Origin of the sequence: Hoyosella subflava DQS3-9A1 (genome assembly GCF_000214175.1) — a bacterium.
Lineage (GTDB): Bacteria > Actinomycetota > Actinomycetes > Mycobacteriales > Mycobacteriaceae > Hoyosella > Hoyosella subflava.
This window is the reverse complement of the sequence record NC_015564.1, coordinates 398343-421807: the sequence shown is the minus strand read 5'-3', so window position 1 is coordinate 421807 and position 23465 is coordinate 398343. Positions and strand designations below refer to the sequence as shown.

26 protein-coding genes, 4 tRNA genes and 1 pseudogene are annotated in these 23465 nt (G+C 60.2%); 2 read left to right on the top strand and 29 right to left on the bottom strand.

Going from position 1 to position 23465, the window contains the following annotated elements; all coding sequences use genetic code 11:
* Positions 1 to 57: 57 nt before the first annotated feature.
* The 13 genes from AS9A_RS22545 to rplJ all read right to left on the bottom strand — a co-directional run bounded on the left by AS9A_RS22545 (position 58) and on the right by rplJ (position 11793).
* The gene (locus tag AS9A_RS22545) at positions 58 to 684 is read right to left on the bottom strand and encodes a hypothetical protein (RefSeq protein WP_013805226.1); all 627 of its coding nucleotides are present in this window, start codon (positions 682 to 684) and stop codon (positions 58 to 60) included.
* On the bottom strand, positions 681 to 1985 hold the full coding sequence (locus AS9A_RS02045) for an MlaD family protein (RefSeq protein ID WP_013805225.1): 1305 nt from the start codon (positions 1983 to 1985) through the stop codon (positions 681 to 683). The genes AS9A_RS22545 and AS9A_RS02045 overlap by 4 nt, the downstream gene beginning before the upstream one ends.
* The gene (locus tag AS9A_RS02040; RefSeq protein ID WP_013805224.1) at positions 1982 to 3007 is read right to left on the bottom strand and encodes an MlaD family protein; all 1026 of its coding nucleotides are present in this window, start codon (positions 3005 to 3007) and stop codon (positions 1982 to 1984) included. Before AS9A_RS02040 ends, AS9A_RS02045 begins: the two co-directional genes overlap by 4 nt.
* Positions 3007 to 4125 carry an MCE family protein gene (locus AS9A_RS22540; protein WP_013805223.1) on the bottom strand — a complete coding sequence of 373 codons (1119 nt, stop codon included), beginning with the start codon at positions 4123 to 4125 and terminating at the stop codon, positions 3007 to 3009. The genes AS9A_RS02040 and AS9A_RS22540 overlap by 1 nt, the downstream gene beginning before the upstream one ends.
* On the bottom strand, positions 4126 to 4758 hold the full coding sequence (locus AS9A_RS02030) for an Mce/MlaD family protein (protein WP_148262384.1): 633 nt from the start codon (positions 4756 to 4758) through the stop codon (positions 4126 to 4128).
* A complete protein-coding gene (locus tag AS9A_RS02025; RefSeq protein WP_041450791.1) occupies positions 4698 to 5180 on the bottom strand; it encodes an MlaD family protein in 483 nt (160 codons plus the stop codon). The genes AS9A_RS02030 and AS9A_RS02025 overlap by 61 nt, the downstream gene beginning before the upstream one ends.
* Positions 5177 to 6199 carry an MlaD family protein gene (locus AS9A_RS02020; RefSeq protein ID WP_013805222.1) on the bottom strand — a complete coding sequence of 341 codons (1023 nt, stop codon included), beginning with the start codon at positions 6197 to 6199 and terminating at the stop codon, positions 5177 to 5179. Before AS9A_RS02020 ends, AS9A_RS02025 begins: the two co-directional genes overlap by 4 nt.
* Positions 6196 to 7545 carry an MlaD family protein gene (locus tag AS9A_RS02015; protein WP_013805221.1) on the bottom strand — a complete coding sequence of 450 codons (1350 nt, stop codon included), beginning with the start codon at positions 7543 to 7545 and terminating at the stop codon, positions 6196 to 6198. The genes AS9A_RS02020 and AS9A_RS02015 overlap by 4 nt, the downstream gene beginning before the upstream one ends.
* On the bottom strand, positions 7542 to 8345 hold the full coding sequence (locus tag AS9A_RS02010; RefSeq protein ID WP_237707863.1) for an ABC transporter permease: 804 nt from the start codon (positions 8343 to 8345) through the stop codon (positions 7542 to 7544). The genes AS9A_RS02015 and AS9A_RS02010 overlap by 4 nt, the downstream gene beginning before the upstream one ends.
* A 59-nt stretch (positions 8346 to 8404) precedes the next feature.
* Positions 8405 to 9220 (bottom strand): MlaE family ABC transporter permease, encoded by an 816-nt coding sequence (locus tag AS9A_RS02005; RefSeq protein WP_013805219.1) that lies wholly within the window; start codon positions 9218 to 9220, stop codon positions 8405 to 8407.
* A gap of 67 nt (positions 9221 to 9287) precedes the next feature.
* On the bottom strand, positions 9288 to 10289 hold the full coding sequence (locus tag AS9A_RS02000; protein WP_013805218.1) for an ABC transporter ATP-binding protein: 1002 nt from the start codon (positions 10287 to 10289) through the stop codon (positions 9288 to 9290).
* A gap of 475 nt (positions 10290 to 10764) precedes the next feature.
* Complete coding sequence (gene rplL, locus AS9A_RS01995) at positions 10765 to 11154, bottom strand: 50S ribosomal protein L7/L12 (RefSeq protein ID WP_013805216.1); 390 nt, start codon at positions 11152 to 11154, stop codon at positions 10765 to 10767.
* Between the two features lie 93 nt (positions 11155 to 11247).
* Positions 11248 to 11793 (bottom strand): 50S ribosomal protein L10, encoded by a 546-nt coding sequence (gene rplJ, locus AS9A_RS01990; RefSeq protein WP_013805215.1) that lies wholly within the window; start codon positions 11791 to 11793, stop codon positions 11248 to 11250.
* Positions 11794 to 12204: 411 nt separating this feature from the next.
* Here rplJ and AS9A_RS01985 point away from each other — a divergent pair, with 411 nt between their 5' ends.
* The gene (locus tag AS9A_RS01985; protein ID WP_013805214.1) at positions 12205 to 13149 is read left to right on the top strand and encodes an alpha/beta fold hydrolase; all 945 of its coding nucleotides are present in this window, start codon (positions 12205 to 12207) and stop codon (positions 13147 to 13149) included.
* Between the two features lie 45 nt (positions 13150 to 13194).
* Here AS9A_RS01985 and AS9A_RS01980 read toward each other — a convergent pair.
* The 14 genes and pseudogenes from AS9A_RS01980 to AS9A_RS01915 all read right to left on the bottom strand — a co-directional run.
* Positions 13195 to 14277: pseudogene (locus AS9A_RS01980) on the bottom strand (IS3 family transposase); the annotation flags it as partial.
* Entirely contained in the window at positions 14217 to 14675 is a 459-nt protein-coding gene (locus AS9A_RS01975) for a hypothetical protein (RefSeq protein ID WP_013805212.1), read from the bottom strand. The gene AS9A_RS01975 and the pseudogene AS9A_RS01980, both read right to left, overlap by 61 nt.
* Positions 14676 to 14794: 119 nt before the next feature.
* Entirely contained in the window at positions 14795 to 15508 is a 714-nt protein-coding gene (rplA, locus tag AS9A_RS01970) for a 50S ribosomal protein L1 (protein WP_013805211.1), read from the bottom strand.
* A 119-nt stretch (positions 15509 to 15627) separates the two neighbouring features.
* Positions 15628 to 16062, bottom strand: a complete 435-nt coding sequence (gene rplK / locus AS9A_RS01965) for a 50S ribosomal protein L11 (RefSeq protein WP_013805210.1) — start codon at positions 16060 to 16062, stop codon at positions 15628 to 15630.
* A 121-nt stretch (positions 16063 to 16183) separates the two neighbouring features.
* Positions 16184 to 16921 carry a transcription termination/antitermination protein NusG gene (nusG, locus tag AS9A_RS01960; RefSeq protein WP_013805209.1) on the bottom strand — a complete coding sequence of 246 codons (738 nt, stop codon included), beginning with the start codon at positions 16919 to 16921 and terminating at the stop codon, positions 16184 to 16186.
* Positions 16922 to 17042: 121 nt separating this feature from the next.
* Positions 17043 to 17420, bottom strand: coding sequence for a preprotein translocase subunit SecE (gene secE / locus AS9A_RS01955; protein WP_013805208.1), 378 nt, complete (start codon positions 17418 to 17420; stop codon positions 17043 to 17045).
* Positions 17421 to 17452: 32 nt separating this feature from the next.
* A tRNA-Trp gene (locus tag AS9A_RS01950) sits at positions 17453 to 17525 on the bottom strand.
* Between the two features lie 192 nt (positions 17526 to 17717).
* A complete protein-coding gene (locus AS9A_RS01945) occupies positions 17718 to 18845 on the bottom strand; it encodes a calcium/sodium antiporter (RefSeq protein ID WP_013805207.1) in 1128 nt (375 codons plus the stop codon).
* Positions 18846 to 18905: 60 nt separating this feature from the next.
* Positions 18906 to 19334 carry a (3R)-hydroxyacyl-ACP dehydratase subunit HadB gene (gene hadB / locus AS9A_RS01940; RefSeq protein WP_013805206.1) on the bottom strand — a complete coding sequence of 143 codons (429 nt, stop codon included), beginning with the start codon at positions 19332 to 19334 and terminating at the stop codon, positions 18906 to 18908.
* On the bottom strand, positions 19334 to 19759 hold the full coding sequence (hadA, locus tag AS9A_RS01935; protein ID WP_013805205.1) for a (3R)-hydroxyacyl-ACP dehydratase subunit HadA: 426 nt from the start codon (positions 19757 to 19759) through the stop codon (positions 19334 to 19336). The genes hadB and hadA overlap by 1 nt, the downstream gene beginning before the upstream one ends.
* 101 nt (positions 19760 to 19860) lie before the next feature.
* A complete protein-coding gene (gene rpmG / locus AS9A_RS23080) occupies positions 19861 to 20025 on the bottom strand; it encodes a 50S ribosomal protein L33 (RefSeq protein WP_074390933.1) in 165 nt (54 codons plus the stop codon).
* Between the two features lie 70 nt (positions 20026 to 20095).
* Positions 20096 to 20168 (bottom strand) — tRNA-Met (locus tag AS9A_RS01925).
* Between the two features lie 52 nt (positions 20169 to 20220).
* A tRNA-Thr gene (locus AS9A_RS01920) sits at positions 20221 to 20293 on the bottom strand.
* A gap of 185 nt (positions 20294 to 20478) precedes the next feature.
* Positions 20479 to 20560: transfer RNA gene (locus AS9A_RS01915), tRNA-Tyr, on the bottom strand.
* A gap of 188 nt (positions 20561 to 20748) precedes the next feature.
* Here AS9A_RS01915 and AS9A_RS01910 point away from each other — a divergent pair.
* Positions 20749 to 21240 carry a YajQ family cyclic di-GMP-binding protein gene (locus tag AS9A_RS01910; RefSeq protein WP_041451400.1) on the top strand — a complete coding sequence of 164 codons (492 nt, stop codon included), beginning with the start codon at positions 20749 to 20751 and terminating at the stop codon, positions 21238 to 21240.
* On the opposite strand, the gene htpX is transcribed toward AS9A_RS01910, so the two are convergent.
* Both htpX and AS9A_RS01900 read right to left on the bottom strand, forming a co-directional pair.
* Positions 21231 to 22094: a zinc metalloprotease HtpX gene (gene htpX, locus AS9A_RS01905; protein WP_013805202.1), complete on the bottom strand. Its 864-nt coding sequence runs from the start codon at positions 22092 to 22094 to the stop codon at positions 21231 to 21233. The genes AS9A_RS01910 and htpX overlap by 10 nt on opposite strands.
* Positions 22095 to 22231: 137 nt before the next feature.
* Entirely contained in the window at positions 22232 to 23272 is a 1041-nt protein-coding gene (locus AS9A_RS01900) for a polyprenyl synthetase family protein (protein ID WP_013805201.1), read from the bottom strand.
* Positions 23273 to 23465: the final 193 nt, after the last annotated feature.

Sequence of the window (23465 nt, the reverse complement as noted above, 5' to 3'; positions counted from 1 at the left end):
AACACGTACCTTCGGGACAAATCAAGCAAATCTCAGCGATAACTCAGGTTCTGTTCGCTACATCGGCTGCACGTCGGATAGCAGCCAGCGATCTCCATCTCGCTCCAGCGAGACCACGAGGCGGCTGGCTTCGATCCCGCCTTCTGGCCTCAGGACGTTGGTCACTTCCTGGTTAAGGAAAACCAGAACCGTCGCCTGGTTTTCATCGACCGACTGCACGGCAGCATGGATCGCGCTGCCCTGCGAAACGCCGCGGCTTTCCGTAACAGCGTCTCGCAACTCATTTGCGACGGTCTCATATTCTTCAGCGAATTCGGGGGTAGATACCGCAATTACGTCCGAAAAACTCTGCTCAAGATCCGTGTAGGTGTAGCTGCCCATGAGTTCGGCATAGGTTGAAGCGTCGCTGACAGCTTGAATCCGCAGGGTCTCTGCCTGTGCAAGTGCCCGCTCGCCACGCGAAGTGTCCCAATATAAGTAGCCCAGAACGCCGGAGAGTGCAATCAGGCCCGTGAAGGCGAGCGCCAGGAGGGGTTTTGCCCTGCTCCGCTCTTCCGCCTTCTCCTCGTGAGCCTGGGCGGCTGGCGGGGACTCCGCTGGCCCCGTTCCCGGCTCGTCGACCGATGACACCTTGGCTGTCTCCTGTTCGTCGTGCAACTCGAATGTTCGCGCGTCTGGCGTCACCGGTCGCCACCCGCACCCGGCAGTCCTGCATCACGAGCGGCCGCGTCTGCCGCGCGGAGAGCGGCGCGGGTCGCGGGAGCCAGGATCAGCGGATCGCTGACAATGGGTGGACCGGTCTGAATTCCTGGTGACGTGTACTTCACCAGACCGAGCCCATCTGGCCGAGGGGCCGTCACCGCACCGCGTTGCGCGAGACCGTCTCCGGGCGGACAGAATACGCCCCGGTTTGGTTCGCGCGGACTCTGATCGCCGACAACGCGCCTCGGTGTGTCGTAAAAGCACACCGGCCCTTGCGTCACGACAAGGTGGAAGTCAGCGATGCTCCCCCGGCTGATACCCGCCGCTGCGTCAAGACCTCGGGGGAAATCGTCTACGAGCGCCCGAATCGCAGCGTCACGGTTACCGAGAATTGGCGCGATATCGGCGAGGCCAGCCATCATGCTTTCCGCGTTGTTTTGATTGCTGACGAGAATGTCGGAAATCCGCCTCATCCCTCCCGGACCGGTATCGATCAGGCTCTCTAAATCGGGCGTGCTCTCGACTAACTGGCGCGTCCACGTGCGAAACGTGGTGAATGACGACGGTAGCGCGTCAGACGCGTCCGCTATCAGCGCCATCGTTGCGGGCCCTTCGAGCCCGAGCCATTCGACCGTCTCTGCGTGCTTGTCGAATACGTCCGCCAGAATGCCTACGTTGTCGATAATGTCGCCAATATCCTCGCCGCGGCCCTGAAAAGTATCCCCCAGTGTCGTGAGAAGTGCACTGACAGAATCCACGTCCACGGTCTCAATCACATCGTTGAGCGCCACCAGTACTTCTCGGAAGTCCGCGCGCTGCAGAGCTGGATCAGCAACGAGCACGGCCCCGTCCTCCAAGTAGACGCCCGGCTGCGCATCCGGCTCGGGACGCAACTCGAGGTTGACGAGACCTGCCACATTCAACGTGGTGGACACAGGTGTTACGGCGTTGGAGACCTGTACGCCGGGGTCCAGCTGGAAGTCGACTTGAATCGGCAACTCGACAGGCCCTTGATCGGTGTCGACTGAACGTGTTTCCGACGGTGGCACCGGCCTAATTTCCCGGATCTCGCCGACGACGACGCCCTGATACGTCACCACAGTTCCAGGCCCCAGACCGCGCCCATTATCGAAGTACGCCGTCCCAGAAACCGGCCGTTCCCCAAGGCCAATCGTGGAAAGACTCAGAAACTGAGCTCCCAGCGCGTACCGGGTACCGGCAGGAATGATGAATAGGGCCAGAGCGATAAAGAGGGCCAACTGAACCTTCGTGCTGCGCCTCATCGGATGCCCCCAGTTTGTGCGACGCGCTCACCGATCAGCAAATATGAAAGCGCATCTGGAATGTTCAGAGTCCCGTCGAAGGCCAGATAATCACCACGCTGGGCATTCGCAACCCCGGTCAGGAAGTCCGTCATGGGAAGCAGTACGCTGCGAATCTCGACACTCCGCAGGGCCTCGAGCAAATCAGCAAGTTCCGCTGGAAGTGCAAGTAAGTCGTCCTCGGCCGCCGTCATTATCACGTCGAGCTCACCGGACAGCCCACCCACACTTGCCATGAGGTCTGCTATTTCCGGCCATTGATCGTTCAGCTGATCAAACACAGGAATCGCGGCGTCGAGCCCACGCTCGAACGCATCTCGCTGCGCCGCCAACTGTTCAGACGCTCCCGCTGCCGCGGTGAGGGCGCGATCGATATTGCCAGACTGTGCGCTCAGCAACTGTGCGGTACTACGCAGCGAAGTAACAAGCCGGTTTATTTCCTCGCCGCGATCTCCCACTGCGAGTTCCATTTCATTGGCGATGACTTCGAGACTGCCCACTCCGCCTTCGCTGAGTACCAGAGAAAGGCTTGCGAGAGCATTTTCGAGGTCGGGACCTCTGAACGTCTGTTCCTCAGTCATGCGGTCGCCCGGCTGAAACATCTCAGACGAAGGCTCATCAGGCAGCCGCACACGCAAATACGGGTTGCCGAGCGTGTTTGGCAATTCAACGGTGATTGTCGCGTCCCGCGGAAGTTCAGCGTCGCTGTCCAGGCTTACGGTCGCTACCGCGATTCGACGACCATCTGGAGCCACATCGGTCCGCAGGTCTGCGACCCGGCCAAGTAGCCGCTGACCTAGGCGCACCTCACTACCGACCATGACCAGGTCTGCAGTTTCCAACTCGACCTCAATCGGGTAGGTAGCTCTGCCTTCCACCAGATCGAAGGAAATGTTCTGCATTCCCATAGAGCATCCCGTCCCGGCAATCGCGATCGGAATGGCGATGAGCGCGGAGAGGACCCCGCTCTTTATGAGCCTCATCAGCGTCCTCCCCTCACTGAGTTCTGCAGGATCGCACCGAGACCAAACGGATCAGACGCGCTCGGCGGGATGGATATCGGATTCGTCAGCCCTGCTCCTGTGCAGAGTGCCGCGCCAAGGTCTCCACACAGCGGTGCGAGACCCGGGAGTTGCTGGAGATCTGTGGAAATGTTGAGGCGGATTCGCATGTGGTTATCGACGATTGCGCGATCGACGTTCTGCCCGATCAGTGGCAACACGTCGAGGATTTCCGCGAGGTCAGACGGACTGTTAGCGAGCGTATTGGCGAGCACGTCAGTCGAGGCGATGATGTCGCTCAACTCACCTCCACGTTCGGTCACCACTCTGTCCGCCTCGTCGAACATCACCCGGATCCGGCTGATCATCGACCCAAGATCGATGTCTTGACGGCCCGCCTCTGCCGCTAGCGCGGTGAGCGATGTCGTGAACTCGCGGATCTCAGCATCACGCGATGAGATCATCCTCGCGATGTTGCCGAAGACTTCGAGGAGCTCGTCGATCTCGTCCGCGTTGTCTCCGAGCACTCTCGTCGCTCCCGCGAATTGCTCGATGGCGCGGTTCGCCTCCGGTCCAATCCCCTCGAAAGCCTGCCCCATCCTTTCGACCGTTTCCCGGACGCCACCTAGTTCCTCTTGGTCGCTGAGGCGTTCCGCAAGATCCTTGGCAGAGGTCAGAAGCATGTCGTAGTCGATGGGCACGTCAGTTCGCTCGAGCGGGATGACACCCCCGTCTGGGAATTCACCAACCCTTTCACCCCTCGGTGGCAGCACGATCTCGACGTATCGGTCCGCCACCAAGGTTCGGTTCGTGATGAATGCACCGATGTTTTCCGGGAGGTCCACGTCCGGATGGACCTTCATCGTGACTAGCACACCACGCTCGGTGGGTTCGAGCTCAGCGATGTTACCCACATCGACACCGAGTAGCCGCACTTCGTTGTCGACATAAAGACCCGTCGCGACCTGGAACTCGGCCACAATTGTCTTGCTCGTCTCCCTGAGGAACACCACCCAGACTGTCAACGCAACCAGCACGACTATCAGCACAATCGCGATGATCCGGCCGACTTTCCCACTAACGCTCGCTGTATCGGTCATTTACCGGCACCCCTCCATCACGCCAAGCAAGCAGAGCATGTTGTCCGGTAAGACGGCAGCTGGAGCGTTGACGTCGAGCCAGGGTCCGTTACCGCTGGCATCAGCAACATGGCGGAACGCGGGGGCAACCTCGGCGAGATTTCGCTCGATCAGATCTGATTCAGCCGAGAGCATCGCGGTAACGTCCTGCAGACCCACCATCAGGCGGTCCCATTCACCGGATTCTGAATCAAGCAGCTCAGTCATCCGTACGGAAACTGTTTCGAGGTCCCGTATGAGCCCGCTGATCAACTGCGCCCGCACACCGAGCGTGCCGAAGACGATGGCACCCTGGTCGAAGAGTCGCTCCAGTGTGTCTTGCTGAGCATCGACAATCTCGGCGAGCTCTCGCCCAGTCTCGAGCAGTCGCTGGATCTGGTCACCGTTGTCATTGATGATCGCGGCGGCGTCCGCGAGAGCGGTCACCGCTTCGTCAGCGAGCGCCCGGCTGGGAATTGATTCGTATGCGAGGTCGGTGAGGTACGCAATCTGCTCGTAGTCAATGGCCTCCCGGTCCGGCTCGTCGGTTCGCGTCACGTCGTATGCGGCGCGGGCGATCTCGTCGAAGTGGAAGGGGACCGCAGCGCGCTCCAATGGAATGACACCCCCTCGAGGGACCCCACACCCTGCGGACGTATGTCCAAGTAGTAGGCGCCAAGGATGGTCCGTAGCTTGACTTCCGCCTCGGTCTGGTCGCCGAGTTCTTGTGATCGGTCTACGCGGAAGCCCGCGACAACCTCATCCCCCTCAATCTGGACACTCTCGACTCGACCAGCGGGGAGACCCGCCACATAGACGGGGTCACCGGCTGACAGCCCTCCCGCAGAGGGCAAAACAACGCTGTATCCCGCAGTCCGCAAGTGGTAGACAGCCGTGGGAAACACGGCGGCAAATGCGAGCACCGCAACGACGATGACCGTGGCAACTGCGCCGATTAGCCCAGGTCGAGTGACATATACCTTGGAGATGCCTGAACCAACGAGTTGCTGGTTGAGATCTCTAATCCAGCGGATCATCGGCACACCTCCGAATGTGTTCCCCCGATGAGGTTGAACAGGTCTGCCTCGAAGTCATCGACCTGGACGCTCAGGGTGCAGATATAAAGCGTGAGCCAGGACCCGTAGTCCCCGTAGTGGTTGACTGCTTCGCCAGTCCGCAGCAGCGATTCCAGCAGTCCTCTGTACTCTTCAGTGTTTTGGCTCCACTCCTCACTCACATCGATTCCCGCAGCGACTGAGCGGCGCAGGTCAGGCATCGTGGTGTCGAGCAGGGTGGCGAACTTATCCATTGTTGATCCGCCCTGGTCGAGGAGCGCAATGATGTCGTCGTTGCGCGACGCCAGGTTTTCCGTGAGGGCAGTGAGTCCTTCGATTGCGGCTTCGACATCGTCCCGCCGCTCAATTACGACGTCGAAAGCGTCGGGGAGAGTATTGGCTATCCGTTCGATCTCGGCTTGACGGGCGAGCATCACATTCGCCACGTCGAGCATCCCGATCAGCATGGCTTCGAACACATCCGTATTGCCTTCAAGCGCTCCGATCAGCGATGCCGACATCTGGTTGAGTCTCGGGGGATCCAGCAACCGGAAGACGGGGCGGAAGCCGTTAAACAGCTCCGTTACGTCCGTCGGTGGTTTACCTAGAGTCGGGAGTCTGTCTCCCCGTTGAAGGGCTGCCGCCCCGCCTGGGTCGATCAGCCCCAGGTAGCGAACGCCGAGCATGTCAGCGAACTTGACTTCGGCCCGGGCGTTCTCGGTCAGCTCGACGTCGCGTTCGATCGCGAAACTCACCACCGCACGAACTGAGCCGTCGGACTGGCGTTCCCAGGCAGTACCGCCGACCTTACCCACGCGCACACCCGCCAAAGTGACGTCGTCTCCACGCTTGAGGCTCGTCGCGTCGTCGAACTCCGCCGTATAGGTGGCCGAGCGTCCATCGACCGGAGGACTCAGTGTCTGCCACACGCTCACCGAGGTGAACAACACCAGCACAAGAAAGACAACGAGGCCCGCCAGTGCACCCTTACTCAGCTTCATGAAACTTCCACCGCCGTCCCGCGGACGATCGGCCCGAGCAGCATCGCTGTGGCTGCGCTGGGCCGGTCAGAAACACTCGGCCGGTCAGATGCGGGCTGCCCGGCGGCAGGCGCCGCCGCACCGCGGAGGCCACGCATAAGTTCCCTCTCGAGGACAGCAAGCGGATCCGCCCGCATTTCCGTCATTTCTCCTTCAGCGGGAGCCCCCGCAGGAAACAGGCCCCGTAGGCCAGGGACCAGGTCTTCCGGTGAAAGCTCAGTCACCGTGCGCGCGTCAGCGGGACCGCATGTCGGCGACGAAAGACCGGGGTACTGCGGACAGTCAGCGGCAGAATACGGAAGCGGATCCTCGAACGTCGCGAGAGCCTGAATGTTGAGTCTGCCCGTTCGAAATACGGGTCCCAGTGACGCCCCGGCGTTGCGCAAGCTTCTCAGCGTGCCGTCAGCTCCCTGGCCTGTGTTGATCGCGGTAACTGCGACCGTTCCCCCGTCCAAGAAGACGACGGTGTCGTTGGCAATCGCTCCGAAGAAATTCTCTGCATCACGGCCGAAGGCTGCGCCTGCAATGAGTACCTCGCGGATCCCCTCACTACGGCGAGTCAAGAGATCTGCGAGATCCGTTGAGTTTTCCATCGTCGCCACAATGTCGGGCAGCGAGACGTCGATATTTTCGAGCGTTCTTCGCAGATCTGGAATGACCTCGCCCTCGATGAGCGGCGAGAGGGACTCGAGCAGATCTGCGCCCTGACCGATGAGAAGTCCCAGATCCTCGCCGCGCCCTTCCACACCGATCCGCAGTTCCCGCAGACCTTCAAGCGACCCCTCGATATTCAGGTCATACACCGCACGCATGACTTTCTCGTATACGTCGTAAAGTTCGCGCGCCTCGGGCCCGGTGTCCAGGATCAGCGTGTCCCCCGCAGTAAGATTCACTGTCGACCGATCGGTGAGCTCCACTCCGTACGGCGCGACAAGGTGAACCTCGTTGTCGCCGAATACTGTCCTCGGAACGATCCTGGCTAGCGCGTCATTCGGGATCTCTTCGAGCACTCCCGGCGCGACCTGCATCTCCAGCCGAGAAATCTCGCGGCCAGCCTCATCGACCACCCCGACCTCAATGTTGCTGACCCGCCCCACGATGACACCCTCGTAGCGCACTGCATTGTCAGAACCCAAGAGCAAGCCCGATTCGCGTGGCCTTTCCTCGCCTGCCACCTCAATTGCGGCTGGCACATCGACGTAAACCTTAGGGGACCGGTCCAGCGCACCCGCGCCGCGTGCTATCAACAGTGCGGAGATCACGAAGAGCAAGACAGCGATGATGACACCGCGAATTGATTTGATCATTCGAGTCCCATCCCTGGAATCGTCGGTGTCAGACCGTAGAGACCAAAGATCAGAACCATGGCCGCAATGGCCACCGTGAGGATCGTTGTCCGGACGGCCGTGCCTGCTGCACGACCGACGCCTTCCGGTCCGCCCGACGCGTTATATCCATATGAGCAAGCGATGACAGCGATGATGACGGAGAAGATCACTGTCATGAGGATCGAATAGCCGAAGGCCTGCGGCGTTATCGATTGTCGGAAGTAATAGTCATAGGTGCCGGAGGATTCTCCGAGCATGCCAACCACGACAAATCGAGAAGCGAGATACGCACCGAGCAGTCCCACCATGTACACAGGGGTGATCACGATGAGCATCGCGATCAGCCGAACCGTCGCAAGGAAGGTCACCGACGGGACGCCGAGAGTGTCGAGCGCGTCGATCTCTTCCGAGATTCGCATAGAACCAAGCTGAGCCGTGAAACCCGTCCCCACTTTTGCCGCGATCGCCAAGGCAGCGATCAACGGTGCAAGGGCCTGGGTGTTCGCAATCGAGGCTGCGAGACCCGAAAGTGCCGTGAATCCGAGAAGTCCCAGCGCACGGTGGATCTCAATCGACACCATGACGGCGGCGACGATCGCCATCCCCGCGACGACGCCGATCGTGCCCCCGCCGGAGAGCAGCGACGCTTTTCCGAAGCTGATGTTCCCAACCTCGCGAAGCACGTGGGTTCGGTATCGCGTGATCGCCATGGGAATGCCCGCAAACATTTTCACACCGAACATGACATGACCATCAAGCGCCGCAAAGCTGCTCTTCACCCTCCCAGCAGTCCCCGAGGTGGCGTTCTTCAGCCTCTGCGTGGCTGTCTGCGACAAGATCATATGTAATCTCCGACTGCTGGCACGACCACGATGTACATCTGGGTCAGAACGACGTTGATCACGAAGACAGCAATGAACATCATGACCACGGCGTCGTTCACCGAGTTCGCCACCCCGGCTGATCCGCCACGAGTTTGTGTTCCCTTATAGGCAGCGACGATTGAGCACGCGACACCGAAACAGAACGACTTGAACAGCGCCATCACAAAGTCGGATGTTCGACCGTACGCCTGCAGTGTCAGCAAGAACCCGCCTTGCGACTCACCAACTCCCACGACTTGGTAGGTGTACGTGAAGAAGATTCCGGCGAACGACACGATCGTGCACATCGATAAGGCCACGAAGACCAGGGCGAAGACTCGCGGTACGACGACGCGCTCCACCACGTCCACGCTCATGACCTGCAACGCGTCGATTTCCTCGCGGATGGTGCGAGCGCCGAGGTCAGAGCAGATAGCGGCGCCACCCACACCCGCGGCGATCAGCGCCGTTACGAGTGCGGCCGCCTGCCCGATAATCACAAACGAGACGACCGCGCCCGAATACTGCGCGGCGCCTACCCGGCCAGCCAGTCCGCCCATCATGACGGCAATAACCACGCCGATGGGAAGCATGAGCAGTAATGAAGGCCAGAAGCAGACTTTCACGAGAAACGTTGTCTGGCTTACGAATTCGGCTAGCGGAAAACGCCGCTTGAGAATAGCCGCGAGGCCAGTCAGGAATGTCTGGGCCGCGAAAGTGACGAGCCCCCCGATTTCATTAATTGCATCGGGGATGAGCCCCTTTTTGTTCGATTCGACTTGAACAGTCAACGCCTTGCCTCATCTTAAAGTGTCTGGAGACGTCAGTGAATTACGGGCCAGTGAATTACGGGCGCGACTACCCTGCCTGCGATGCTTCGTATTCGCGGAGTTCTTCAAGGATCGCGCGGCGGGCAGGCTCGGGCAGATCATCCATCAGATGCCGGACCCGCTCCCGGCGGCGCAACTCACCCTGACGCTGCGGCATCCCCGGCGTCGGACGGATCTGCGGAATCACACCACGCACATCCTCATCCGGCGACCCATCACTATGACCCGCCTCCGCCATCGCCGCCTCAGCCGCCATCGTCGCCTCGTCCTTCTCCTCCGACATCCCGATCGGACCCAGACGACGACCATTCAGGAACTGCCCCACCACCGGCTCATCACTGGTCAGCAGCACCTCACGCGGACCAAACATCACCAGATGCTTCCTAAACAGCATCCCCAAGTTATCCGGCACCGTCCGCGCCATATTGATGTTGTGCGTCACGATCAGCACCGTGCAGTCAATCTGCGAATTGATATCCAGAATCAGCTGCGACAAATACGCCGTACGCACCGGATCCAGACCCGAATCCGGCTCATCACACAACAAAATCTCCGGATTCAGCACCAGCGACCGCGCCAGACCCGCACGCTTACGCATCCCGCCCGAAATCTCACCCGGAAGCTTGTTCTCCGCACCCAGCAGACCCACAAGCTCCATCTTCTCCATCACGATCTGACGGACCTCAGACTCCGACTTCTTCGTATGCTCCCGCAACGGAAACGCCACATTGTCATACAAATCCATCGACCCGAACAGCGCACCATCCTGAAACAGCACACCGAACATCTTCCGCACCTCATACAGCTCCCGCTGCGTGCACTGCAAAATATCGGTCCCATCAATCACGATCGAACCCCGCTCCGGGCGGATCAAACCAATCAGCGACTTCAAAAACACCGACTTACCCGTACCCGACGGGCCCAGCAGCGCACTCACCTCCCCAACAGGAAGCGTAAACGTGACATCAGACCAGATGTTCTGCGAACCAAAGGTCTTCGTCAGACCCTCGACAGCGACCTCGACACCCACTGAACCTCCCAGCTAGGCCCACACCGCTTCTTGATGTGGTCCGCGTCACTGTAACGTAACGGTGATGGTGTTGTTGCCAGGAATGCTACGAATGCGAGGAATTCCACAACGGAGAAAACGGCAACAGAATGTGACTTAAAACGGCCCGTGTTGGTGTCGTTTTGCACCTGCGACAGAAACCGATCTGAAAGTCCGGCGGTGTACCACGGACGCATACAGGATTGTGTCGCACAAATTCACACTGTTGGCATGAACTGCGCGCCCTGCTTATAAAAGACAACACGGACATCTTTGTCAACCCTGGACGTCCGCAGCTCTTAGTCACGTGACGTTCCCGAAGAGTGCGTGCACAACGCATTGTGGGGCCACCCAGCACAAGAAATGCGCTGGATGACCCCACGATGAGCAGTGCACTCGCTGATCATTGGACCTTCCGGCCCATGATCAGCGACAGCACGACTAAGCGATAGTCAGCTTACTTGACGGAAACCTTCGCGCCAGCAGCCTCGAGCTTGTCCTTGGCAGCGTCAGCCTGGTCCTTGGCGACGTGCTCGAGGATGGCCTTCGGAGCACTCTCGACGAGTTCCTTGGCTTCCTTCAGTCCGAGGCTCGGGATGATCTCACGGACAACCTTGATGACGCCGATCTTCTTTTCACCAGCAGCCTCGAGAACGACGTCGAACTCGTCCTTCTCTTCGACAGCCTCGGCTGCACCAGCGGCCGGTGCACCAGCAGCCGCAACAGCGACGGGAGCGGCAGCGGTAACCTCGAAGGTGTCTTCGAAGACCTTGACGAACTCCGAGAGCTCGAGAAGGGTCATTTCCTTGAAAGCGTCGATCAGCTCGTCGGTGGTGAGCTTCGCCATGGTGGCGGTCCTTCCTTACGTTGTTCCCAGCCACATCCCATGACATGACCGAGTGTGGGTAATCGTGTGCGCGGTGAAGAACGCAGGGTGCGTTCAGCTTTCCGCTGGGGCGCTCTCTGAGCCTTCGGCACCCTTCTTTTCCTGCAATGCAGCAGCCAGACGCGCGACCTGCGAAGCAGGTGCGTTGAACAGGCCCGCAGCCTTCGCCAAGTTGCCCTTCATCGCGCCAGCGAGCTTGGCCAACAAGACCTCACGAGACTCAAGGTCCGCGATCTTGTCAACTTCGTCCACCGACAGGGGGCGGCCATCCATGTAGCCGCCCTTAATGACGAGGGCTTTGTTGTCCTTCGAGAACTTCTTGAGAGCCTTCGCGGCGTCAACGGGCTCACCCGTAATGAACGCGATCGCGGTCGGTCCCGAGAAAAGCTCGTCGAGTCCCTCAACTCCGGCATCGCGTGCCGCAATCTTCACGAGGGTGTTCTTGGCGACGGAGTACGAGGACCCCGCGCCGAGTGCCCGGCGCAGTTCGGTCAGGCCGGCAACACTGAGGCCACGGTATTCAGTAACGACGGTTGCGGTCGAGTTCTTAAACCGCTCGCTGATCTCCGCTACCGCGGCGACCTTTTCAGCCTTTGCCATGCTTCGCCTCCTCTCCTCACTCAGCCGAATTCGCTGACCAGTCAGAGGGCTCACATGCATACAAGGCCTGCGCACAAGCCCCAGATACAGCAAAACCCCGGCGCAGAAAGCCGGGGCAGGTTGATGTACGTGTGTGGCGCATAGATGCGGCACACACCCTAGCCTCGTCCTCCTGCGTGGGCCGCCGGATTGCTCCGGTCCTTCGCTTGCATACACAGAAGCGCATGCAATGACCAACGGTCTTCGGTGAACTTTACATTTGGGTAGATCAGCCCACGCGAGCGTGAGCAGACCAGACATAAGTCCGAGAGAAGGATAGCGCGCAGGCGGCCGGATCCCAAATCGGGTAAGTCTGAAAGATCAGGCAGACTAGGGAGTATCCCGTGTCCGCGTAGACCTTGAGGAGGCGCGGTGTCGAACCGCTCTACAGAGACCGACAATGTTCCGCACAAGGCTGGCACCGCGACAACGCGATCCATTCGCATCGCGTACGAGGAGTTCGGGGCAGCCGATGCACCTCCGATCGTGCTGATTATGGGGTTCGGTGCACAGTTGACCCTTTGGCCGACTGAACTTTGCGAGAGCCTTGCCCGCGAGGGATTCCGTGTCATCCGCTTCGACAACCGCGACATCGGTCTCTCGACGAAGTTCGATGGCATGCGGGTCGATGGCTCATTTCTTGCGCGGATGGTGCGTAGTCAACTGGGCATACCCAGCTCCGTGCCATACACGCTGCACGACATGGCGGCTGACACGCGCAACTTCCTCGATGCACTCGGAATCGAACAAGCGCACCTAGTGGGCGCCTCCATGGGCGGAATGATCACTCAACTCGTCGCTGCCACTTACCCTGCGCGTGTTGCTTCCGCATCCATTGTTTTCTCGAGCACAAATGAACGCTTCCTGCCGCCACCTGCACCTACGGCACTCAAGGCGCTCCTGACGGCGCCGCCAAAGAACGCGACCGTAGACGAGATGGTCGAGCATTCCGCACGGAATTTCCAGGTTCTTGGCGGCCCCGCTTTTCCGCGTGACCGCGACGAATTACGCGAACTCTCCCGCACGCAGATTGAACGGAGCTACTACCCCCAAGGCATGGTGCGGCAGCTAGCTGCAGTGCTCGGCACTGGCAGTCTCCGGCCGTACGCACAACGCATCAAGGCGCCGACCACCGTCATCCATGGCACAGCAGATCCGCTGCTGCGACCAGCGTGCGGACGTGCCGTCGCTCGCGCGATACCCGGCGCCCAGCTACGCATGATCGAGGGCATGGGACACGACCTGCCCGCTGCTGTGACACCGCGACTGGCATCCGAGATTCTTCAAAACACCGCCAGGTCGGCTGAAAACGCGTAAATCCGCACCCCTTCCGGCACATCCGCACCGGAAATACGGTAGTTGTCAACCTGTCTGAGACAGGTGGGGTGGTTTGGTGTTGATTCCGGTGGCTTCGGGGAGCTTGGGTGCTTGTGGGGGTTGCCGGAATCGTTTGGGGTGGGCGGCGTAGTACTGGTTGAGGTGCTGTTGCCGCTTTTGCTGCACGTGGTGGGCGGTGCTGTGGTAGACGCTGGCGGGGGTGTGCCAGTTCAGGCCGCTGTGACGGTGCTGGTGGGCGTAGGCGTGCAGGTACTGCTCAGTCCATTCGCGGGCGTGTTCGATGCTGTCGAAATGGTCCGGGCAGTTCAGGTCGTATTTGAAGGTTTTGAACATCGATTCGGAGAACGGGTTATCGTCGCTGACCCGGGGCCGTGAGTACGACATGGTGGCGTGGTGGGTGTTTTCGAGCAGGCTGGTCAGCTCGCTGGCGCGCATGGCGGAGCCGTTATCGGAGTGCACGACTGCGGGCGCGCCGTGCGCGGTGAGCGCGGCGGTGAACATGGTTTTCGCGTCTGCAGCGTTTTCGCTGTAGCCGATGTGCCAGCCCACGGGGTAGCGCGAGTACACGTCGAGGATCAGCGCGAGCCGGTAGCGGTCCTGGTTACGCGGCCCGCGCAGTTCGGTGGTGTCCCAGGTCCATAGCTGGTTGGGTTTTGACGCTGGCACGATAGGTTTCACGCGGGCACTGCTGCTCGCGCCGCGGCGGGTCCGGCGCCGGTCCCCGGTCAGCTGCGCTTTGCGTGCCACTCGGTAGAACGTGCTCGATGAGCAGGCGATTGCCCCGCGATCGAATGCCTGCCAATAGGTCTGGATGACCGACAGATCCGCGTATTCCGCACGGCCGAGCAGTTCAATGATTGAGTCTTGCTCAGCCTGGGTCAGGGCGGCTGGCTGGCTGCGCTGCGAGTGCGGGACCGGGTCGGTGACCGGATGATAATGGCGGTACCCACGAGTGACGCGGTAGAACGTCGCGCGAGCTACTCCGGCTAGCGTACAGGCGCTGATCGCTGTCATCCCGGCCGCGGTCAGCGCGAGGACCACACCGATCAGGACAGGTTCTTGCGCTGCAGCCACTGCGCGTACTCGTCCGCGCTCATCAGGGCAGGCGGGATCTGTTCGTCGGGGTCGCTGGAGCTCTCGTTGATCCCGTGCAAGAGCTCGTAGGCTTTTCCCAGGATCTCCTGAACGGCCTCGGCCTGGGCGACCTTCTTCTTCAGGGCGTCGTTCTCGCTGCGCAACCGCGCTAGCTCAGCCCGTTCACGGTTACTCACACGATTCCTTGACTTCTCCGACGCGGCCACCATCTGACTGGTGTATTCCCCCTGATCATATGCCTTAAGCCAGCGGTTGATCGTCCCGTAATCCAGGTTGAGTTCGCGCAGCAGCCGCGCCTTTGCGCCCCGCTCAGTACAGGTGTGCCAGCGGCGGACAAACTCGATCCGGAACGCGAGCGGGAACATCCGCACTCCACCAGGTGAACGGCCAACCTCAAGATCAACAGGCATAACGGGAAATCCAATCCCCGCCCAGTTAGTCAGGACGGTGTCTCACCACCATCCTGACTAACTGGGAATAACCGGTGCGGATTGCACGTTAAGGGCGCGGATTTGCGCGTGGCTCGAACTTACTCGCCGTCTTCGAGAAGGTTCCGGGTACGGTTCGGGTCCACCGGGATGCCCGGTCCGGTGGTCGTCGTCATCGTCACCTTCTTGACGTAGCGACCTTTCGCTGCGGAAGGCTTGGCACGCAGGATCTCATCAAGTGCAGCGGTGTAGTTTTCGACCAGCTTGCGCTCATCGAATGACGCCTTGCCAATGATCAGATGCAGGTTGGCCTGCTTGTCAACACGGAAGTTGATCTTGCCGCCCTTGATGTCGCTGACGGCCTTCGCGACATCCATCGTGACTGTGCCCGTCTTGGGGTTCGGCATCAAGCCACGAGGACCGAGGATACGAGCAATACGACCGACCTTCGCCATCTGGTCCGGGGTAGCGATCGCGGCATCGAAGTCGAGCCATCCACCCTGGATACGCTCGATGAGATCCTCAGCACCGACAGCGTCGGCGCCCGCAGCCTCGGCTTCATTCGCCTTCTCGCCAGCGGCGAATACGATAACGCGGACCGTCTTACCGGTTCCGTGCGGCAGGCTGACAGTGCCGCGCACCATCTGGTCTGCCTTGCGAGGGTCGACGCCAAGCCGGAGTGCTACCTCGACTGTCGCATCGAAGTTCTTCGACGACGTTTCACGCGCCAGGCGGATCGCGTCGAGGGGTCCGTAAAGCTTCGAATGATCAATGAGCTCGGAAGCCGAGCGGTAATACTTGCTGCGCTTTGGCATTTCTGTCCAATCTTTCGCCACGAGTGGCACGGTCAGTTGTGGTGCGGACCAGCGCTAGGCCCTTCCACGAGTACGTTCAGACCCCGGGTTCAACTCCGGGATGACGCTTGCGCGCCATGTCACTCGACAACGATTCCCATCGAACGAGCGGTACCAGCAATGATCTTCGCAGCCTGATCGACGTCGTTAGCGTTGAGATCTTCTTGCTTGGTCTTGGCGATTTCGCGAACCTGATCCCACGAGATCTTCGCGACCTTGTCCTTGTGTGGAGTCGGCGAACCCTTCTGCACACCTGCAGCCTTGAGCAGGAGCTTCGCAGCTGGAGGCGTCTTCAGCTTGAAGTCGAAAGACCGATCTTCGTAGACGAAGATCTCAACGGGGATGACGTTTCCGCGCTGGGCTTCCGTCGCCGCATTGTAGGCCTTGCAGAACTCCATGATGTTGACGCCGTGCTGACCGAGCGCGGGGCCGATTGGCGGGGCAGGATTCGCCTGGCCTGCCTGGATCTGGAGTTTGATAACTCCAGAGAGCTTTTTCTTCTTCTTGGGGGGCATCTCAACTTCCCTGAACTGTTCAGTGTTTCCTGTTTTTCACACCTTGGGCGGCACCGGCCCTGTGAGGTCCTGTGCCGCCCAATCCTGCCCACAATTATGCAGGCCAGATGTGGATGTGAAGCTATAGCTTCGAGACCTGGTTGAAACCGAGTTCCACCGGGGTCTCCCGACCAAAGATCGAGACCAGTACCTTCAGCTTCTGCTGTTCGGCATTGACCTCCGAAATGCTGGCCGGCAGGGTAGCGAACGGGCCGTCCATGACGGTCACCGATTCGCCAACCTCGAAGTCTACTTCGATCGCGGGCTTGGCCGCGACTCCGCTTTCCTGCGGGGCGCCGCCGGCAGCGGTACCTGCCGGGGCCTTCTTACGTGCCTGCGGCGGCAGCAAGAACTTCACGACCTCGTTAATCGTGATCGGAGAGGGCCGTGACGTTGCGCCAACGAAGCCGGTAACGCCCGGTGTGTTCCGGACGACACCCCATGATTCGTCATTCAGGATCATGCGAACGAGGATGTAACCAGGAAGGACTTTCCGGTTAACCAGCTTTCGCTGCCCGTTCTTGATTTCCGTGACCTCTTCGGTCGGTACTTCGATCTGGAAGATGTAGTCCCCCGCGTCGAGGTTCTGAATACGCGTCTCAAGGTTCGTCTTGACCTTGTTCTCGTACCCCGCGTACGAGTGAACGACGTACCAGTCGCCCTCAGCACGGCGAAGCTTCGCTTTCAGCTCCTCCACGGGGTCAACCTCGATGTCGTCGGCTGCTGCAGCCTCGACATCCGCCTCGACCACGGCGGCCCCTTCGGCGTTCACCGCGTCCTCCTCGGTGAGGTCCACTGCATCGTTCTCCGGGGCGCTCACTGGACTACTCGCTTCCTCTCTGTCATGCATCTCGGATCCCCTGAATCATGTGGGGCTCGTTCAAGCGTTCTCTTTCACCACTACCGAGTATCGACGCATAGCGTCCCGGTTTCGGTGAAGATCACCCATAAAGCCAAAGTACGCCGCGGGCGAAGACTTGATCCAGCCCGAAGATCAGCGAAACCATGAAGATGAGGAAAACAAACACCACGATCGTGTAGGTGACCATCTGCTTCCGGTTCGGCCAGATGACCTTGCGAAGCTCCGAAATCACCTCGCGAAGGAATCGCACCATAGCCTGAATCGGATTCTCGCGTCTGCCCAGGGTGGCGACGTCTCTCCCCGCATGCGCTGCCGCGGCTGGTGAGCCTGCGGGCACTGGGCTCGGACGGCTGGCGCGCTTGCCCGACGGCCGAGGCGTCGCGCCACCGGCAGCCGAATCACCGGAGTCGGGGGGATCCCCGCCCTCGCCGGCGCTGCGGCCTCGCTGCTCACTCACCCAAAGGATCCTTCCGTCGCTGACTTTCGCAGCAGGGGCGACAGGACTTGAACCTGCAACCTGCGGTTTTGGAGACCGCTGCTCTGCCAGTTGAGCTACGCCCCTTCGCTAGCGGCACTACCAGACCACTCTAGTAGCGGCGCTGCCAAGTGTGACCATAAATCACGCGCCACCCTACGGGCGGCGCGCAGACTCTAGTCACAGGTCCCTCAGTGTACTTCACGATCGCCGCGCAGTCACAATCCCCCGGCCCACCGCTGGCCTTCGATCGACGTAGCTGTCCAATCCGCTGCCGACTTACCTACTCAGCCGACGCGCCTCACGGCGCCCTCGCAACACGCCCAACTCATATGTGGCCAGCAGAATGAGCGACAGAGCAGTGATCGGGATGACGAACCAGAGCATCGCAGCACTATACGGTTCAAGCGCTTCGTGGCCGGACGCCTGGAGAACTAGGTAGCCGATGTAGGCACCATAGAACCCGGCAAAGAGGGTGCCTTCCCAACGTTTGACGACCATGCCTGTGAAGGCGACGGGGAGCAGCACCAATGCAACCGCCAGCATAATTGGCAGGTCGAAACGGATAGCTGACGGGGCGACCTCAATAGGGGTGATGAGGGCTGTGCTCCCGAGAACGGCGCCAATGTTGAACACGTTGCTGCCCACAATGTTCCCTACAGCAAGGTCGCGCTCACCCCTGAATGCCGCGATCAGGCTCGTGGCGAGTTCTGGGAGGGACGTTCCGATTGCCACAACGGTCAGCCCGACAATCAGGTCGCTTACGCCGAGTACCGCGGCGACGTCACTCGCAGCGCTGACGAGCAAGCGTGCCCCGACTACCAGCAGAAGTACACCGAGTGCCACCAGTCCGACACTGATGAGAACCGATTGCTTCCGCGAGCCGCCCCCCGCCGCGCCCGTACCACTCCCCTCCCGGCTTGCAGAGGTCGGTGCAACCGCAGACTCCGGAGCGCGTCTTCTCGATGTCACTACCGTCACGACCACATAGATCAGCAGTCCTCCGACCAGCAGCACACCATTGAGTCGGCTGATCGTCCCGTCGATGGCGACAACCAGCAAAACCACCGAAAACCCCACCATGACCGGGATATCAGTGCGGACAATCCGGGACTTCACGAGCAGCGGGGCAAACAGCGCTGTGAGCCCGATGATGAGCAGGATATTCGCGATGTTGCTACCCACCACGTTGCCGACCGCCAGTCCGGGGTGGCCACTGAGCGCGGCCCCAGCACTAACGGCGAGTTCCGGCGTCGAAGTGGCGAAAGCCACCACGGTGAGTCCAACGACGATTGGCGACATTCCAAGGATTCGCGCCAACTGGCTCGCGCCACGCACCAGCGCCTCACCACCCGCGATGAGCAATACGAAACCCGCAGCTAGAGCGACAATTGTCAGAGCGCCCACGTTGGAACCTTCTGGCGCGAGGCGCGTATTTTCTCCGCGATAGTCATCACGGGAGCAAATCTACGTGAGCTGAACGATCGCGACTGCGCGACCAAAGATCCTTTTGCCCTCAGATTTGGCGACAAGCGCGATAACCGCAGTCTTGTCCTCGGGGTTCACCGACTTGATCTTTCCAGAGAACTCGACACGACCGCCGACTCCGTCATCGGGGACATACACCGGGCTGGTGAATCTGACGCTGTACTCGAGAACTGAGCTGGGATCACCCAGCCAGGACGTCACATAGGTCGCTCCGAGCCCCATCGAGAGCATTCCATGAGCGACTACATCTTTGAGCCCGACGGCCCGCACTACTGCGTCACTCCAGTGAATTGGATTCAGGTCACCGGAGACACCGGCGTAGTGAACGAGATCCGATCGGGTCAGAGTGTACTCAGCAGTAGGGATCTCAAGACCTTCATGCACTCCCGCGAAGGCGCGTGCGGTCATCAGCCGATCCCCTCGATCTCGATGTCATCGCGGCGGATGAGAGTGGTGTACGCGGTGAGCACCACCTCGCCCTTATCGTCCAGCACCGAATTGCGAGTCACGATGATGTCGGTCCCAGCGCTATGCCTGAACGACTCGACGCACAGCTCGCCAGTCAAACGGTCGCCCGCGACGATCGGGCGGTGGAAGATGAATCGCTGATCAGTCTGCATGATGTTGCGCAGATCAGACGCCCAGCCATTCGCCTCGAACATCTGCTTCGTGGTGAGAATCCCGATGATCGAGACAAAGGTAAGCGGGGCAAGAAGCGTCTTATGGCCCAGCCTCAGCGCAGCTTCCTCAGAGTAATGAGCCGGGTGGGAATCCTTGACCGCCGTCGCGAACTCACGAACCTTCTCGCGACCGACTTCATAGAAGTCGGCCATCCGGAAGCGCACTCCTACGCTGTCAGCGGTAAACCCCACCGGCTCTCACCACCTCACTGTCGCCGAGCCGTCACACTCGCGGTGACTTAATGAACTTTAAGTCAGCGGGTTTCGCGATGCGCACGGTGGGTGCCACAGTTGGGGCAGAACTTCTTAATCTCAAGCCGATCTGGATCGTTGCGCCGGTTCTTGCGAGTGATGTAGTTCCGGTGCTTGCACTCCTCGCAGGCCAGCGTGATCTTCGGGCGAACGTCAGTGGCGGCCACGGGTTGCCTTCCTTCGATATCTGCTGAGGGGTCCGTCGGACCCTTCAGATGTCTTTCTTGACAAAATAAGTAGCGGTGGCCGGACTTGAACCGGCGACACAGCGATTATGAGCCGCTTGCTCTACCGACTGAGCTACACCGCCTCGACCGGACCCCCGCAACCGAGTTTCCAGTTGTGCTCGCTACTTTGAAGCGAGCCCCCTAACGGAATCGAACCGTTGACCTTTTCCTTACCATGGAAACGCTCTACCGACTGAGCTAAGGGGGCACAGCCTTCACACACGCCGCTGACAGACTCCGGGGAGTCGGACAGCAGAATGTGCGCTCAAGCCTTCAAGAGGTTACACAGGAACAACACCGGCTGACAAACCGCCAGGTCAGCGCACCGCTCGCGGATAAGCCTCATTCAAACAAGAACCCCCGGGAGCTTCGTCAGCTACCGGGGGTTCGTTGTGGCAGGTGTAGGATTCGAACCTACGTAGGCGATGCCGACGGATTTACAGTCCGCTCCCTTTGGCCGCTCGGGCAACCTGCCGTTACGCCTGTCTTGACCAACCGTGTCCCGCGTTGGCTGAACAAGGGCGTGAAGGCACAATACAACGTTAGGTGCCCCCAGATGCAAATCGCCTGCCCAAAGCCGCACCGGAGCGGAGGTGCAGTGATCTGCAACCACGGCGCTACATGGTCAAGTTCGGAAAAGCCGACATTGGGAACGAGGAGACAGTGGCAGATTCATCCTTCGACATCGTCAGCAAAGTCGATCGGCAGGAGGTCGACAATGCTCTGAACCAAGCCGCGAAGGAGATCTCAACCAGGTACGACTTCCGCGGCACGAACGCGCATATCGAGTGGTCTGGTACCGAGAACATCGTGCTCAGCGCCGAAAGTGAGGACCGGGTGAAGGCAGCGCTCGACGTCTTCCGCGAGAAGTTGGTACGGCGTGACATTTCAATGAAGGCCTTCAAGCCGGGCGACCCCGTCCCGTCCGGAAAGTCCTACAAGATCACCGGTTCAATCGTCCAGGGCATTGGGCAAGATGAAGCCAAGAAGATCTCGAAGAAAGTCCGCGACGACGGGCCGAAGGGCGTGAAGGTACAGATTCAGGGCGATGAACTGCGCGTTTCGAGTAAGAAGCGAGACGATCTGCAGACCGTAATCCAGCTGCTGAAGTCATCGGACTTCGACGTCGCGCTGCAGTTCGTGAACTACCGGTAATCCCTGGCCATACGTTCGAGGCGAGCGATTCGCTCGTGCATCGGCGGATGAGACGCGAACATTCCCGCGAACCGCTCCCCCGGCCGGAACGGGTTCGCGATCATCAAGTGGGACTCAGCGGCAAGGCGCGGCTCTGGGGGCAGCGGAGCCTGCGCTACGCCGCGTTCAATCTTTCTCAGCGCTGCAGCGAGAGCGAGTGGGTCGCCAGTGAGGCGAGCGCCTGACTCGTCGGCCTGGAATTCACGTGATCTCGACACCGCCATCTGCACGAGCGCAGCGGCGATCGGCCCGAGCATTGCAACCATCAGCATCACCAGGGGGTTTCGGTCGTCGTCCCGGCCACTGAAGATCGACGTGAAAAGTGCGATATTTGCGAGCCCTGCCACCGCTGAGGCCATGGCGCCAGCTACGGAAGAAATCAGTATGTCCCGGTTGTATACATGCGCCAGTTCGTGGCCCAGGACGGCTCTGAGTTCACGTTCGGAGAGGAGTTGCAGAATCCCCGCCGTGCAGCACACCGCAGCGTTGCGTGGATTCCGGCCAGTCGCGAACGCGTTCGGGGCATTTGTGGGACTGATGTACAGCCGGGGCATCGGCTTATGGGAGGTTGTCGCAAGCTCCCGGACGATCCGATACATCACGGGCGCCTCTAACTCGGAGACTGGCCGTGCACGCATCGCGCGCAACGCAAGTTTGTCGCTGAAAAAGTACGCGTATCCGTTCATTCCCAGCGCGAAAAAGATGGCTAGCCACAGCATCGTGGGGCTGCCGAAAAGCGAACCGGCAAATACGATCAGCGCCGACATCACACCGAGAAGTAACGCAGTCTTCAGACCATTCGCATGACCGGCCATCGCCGTTCTCCGATCTCTGCCTGCCCTTGAGTAACTGCCAATACCGCTGCTCACCAGCGCCAAGCTGAACCACCGCTTTGTAAACGAGCAGGGTGGTACAAGAGGTTCCAGCGGTTGCAGGGATCACGCAGTAAGGCTCACCCGACCCGCGCGATCGTGTACTCGATCAGCCTGTTCAGCGCCTCGTTGGCAGGTCCTTGTGGCAGGACACGGAGTTCCGCGCGCGCACGCTCTGCATAGCCGTGGAGGGTGGCGCGGGCACGCCGCAAGCCTTCTGACTGCCTCAGTAGGCCGAGCGCTTCATCGACCTCCGGATCACTGGTGATAGGTCCGCTCAACAGTTCGTGCAAGCGCTCAGCGGCTGGCCCTGTGTCTTGAAGGGCATAAAGCATCGGCAGCGTGCGCACGCCTTCGCGGAGGTCGGTGCCTGGTGTCTTGCCTGATTTCTCCGAGACCGACGAAATGTCGATGATGTCGTCGCAAATCTGGAAGGCCATCCCGACCGCGTCTCCGAGACGGTCTAGACGATCGACTTGCGCGGCGTCCGCCCCGGAGAAAGTGCCGCCGAACTTCCCGCAAGCGGCAATCAGTGAAGCGGTCTTCTCCCGGATGACGGTCAGATAATGCGCGACAGGATCTTCCGATGACTTTGCACCGATAGTTTCCCGCATCTGTCCGGTGACCAGCTCAGCGAATGTCTCAGCAATGACGCGGACCGCTTCTGGCCCAAGCGTCGACAGAAGTCGCGATGCGTGTGCGAAGAGATAGTCACCAGCGAGGATCGCGACGCTATTGCTCCACCGTTCGTTCGCGCTCACCGCGCCCCGGCGCATTGTCGCTTCATCCATGACGTCGTCGTGGTACAGCGTCGCGAGGTGCACCATCTCAACGACCGCTGCCGCTGTCACGATTGATGAACTCTCAGGTTCCGGACCGAGTTTGCCGCAGAGCACAGTGAACAGCGGCCGGAACCGCTTACCGCCGGCTTTCGCGAGGTAGAGCGCTGTCTCGGTCAGAAACTCTTCTCCCGCCGAAAGCTCTTCGATGAGGAGCGCCTCGACTTCGCTCAGCGACGCCTGGACGCGCGAAGCCATTTCCGGATCTCCGATATCGATACCGGCAACCGTGCTGCCCGACAAACTGCCCCCCGCCTCGTGCACTGAGTCGTCGCGATTCACGATGTGCGCACCCGTCCTGTCAGAGCGCCGGAACTTATCCGCGGCTCGGTTGTCTCTAGACCCTCTCACAGTGGCATCCCGCGGAAGACTTCGAATACTTGTTGTCTCCCCGCCACGGAAACACCGTAGCGAATGCCGGGCTTGCGCACCTCGCTGACTGCGCGGATTGGGCCCAACACCACTCTTTCACTGA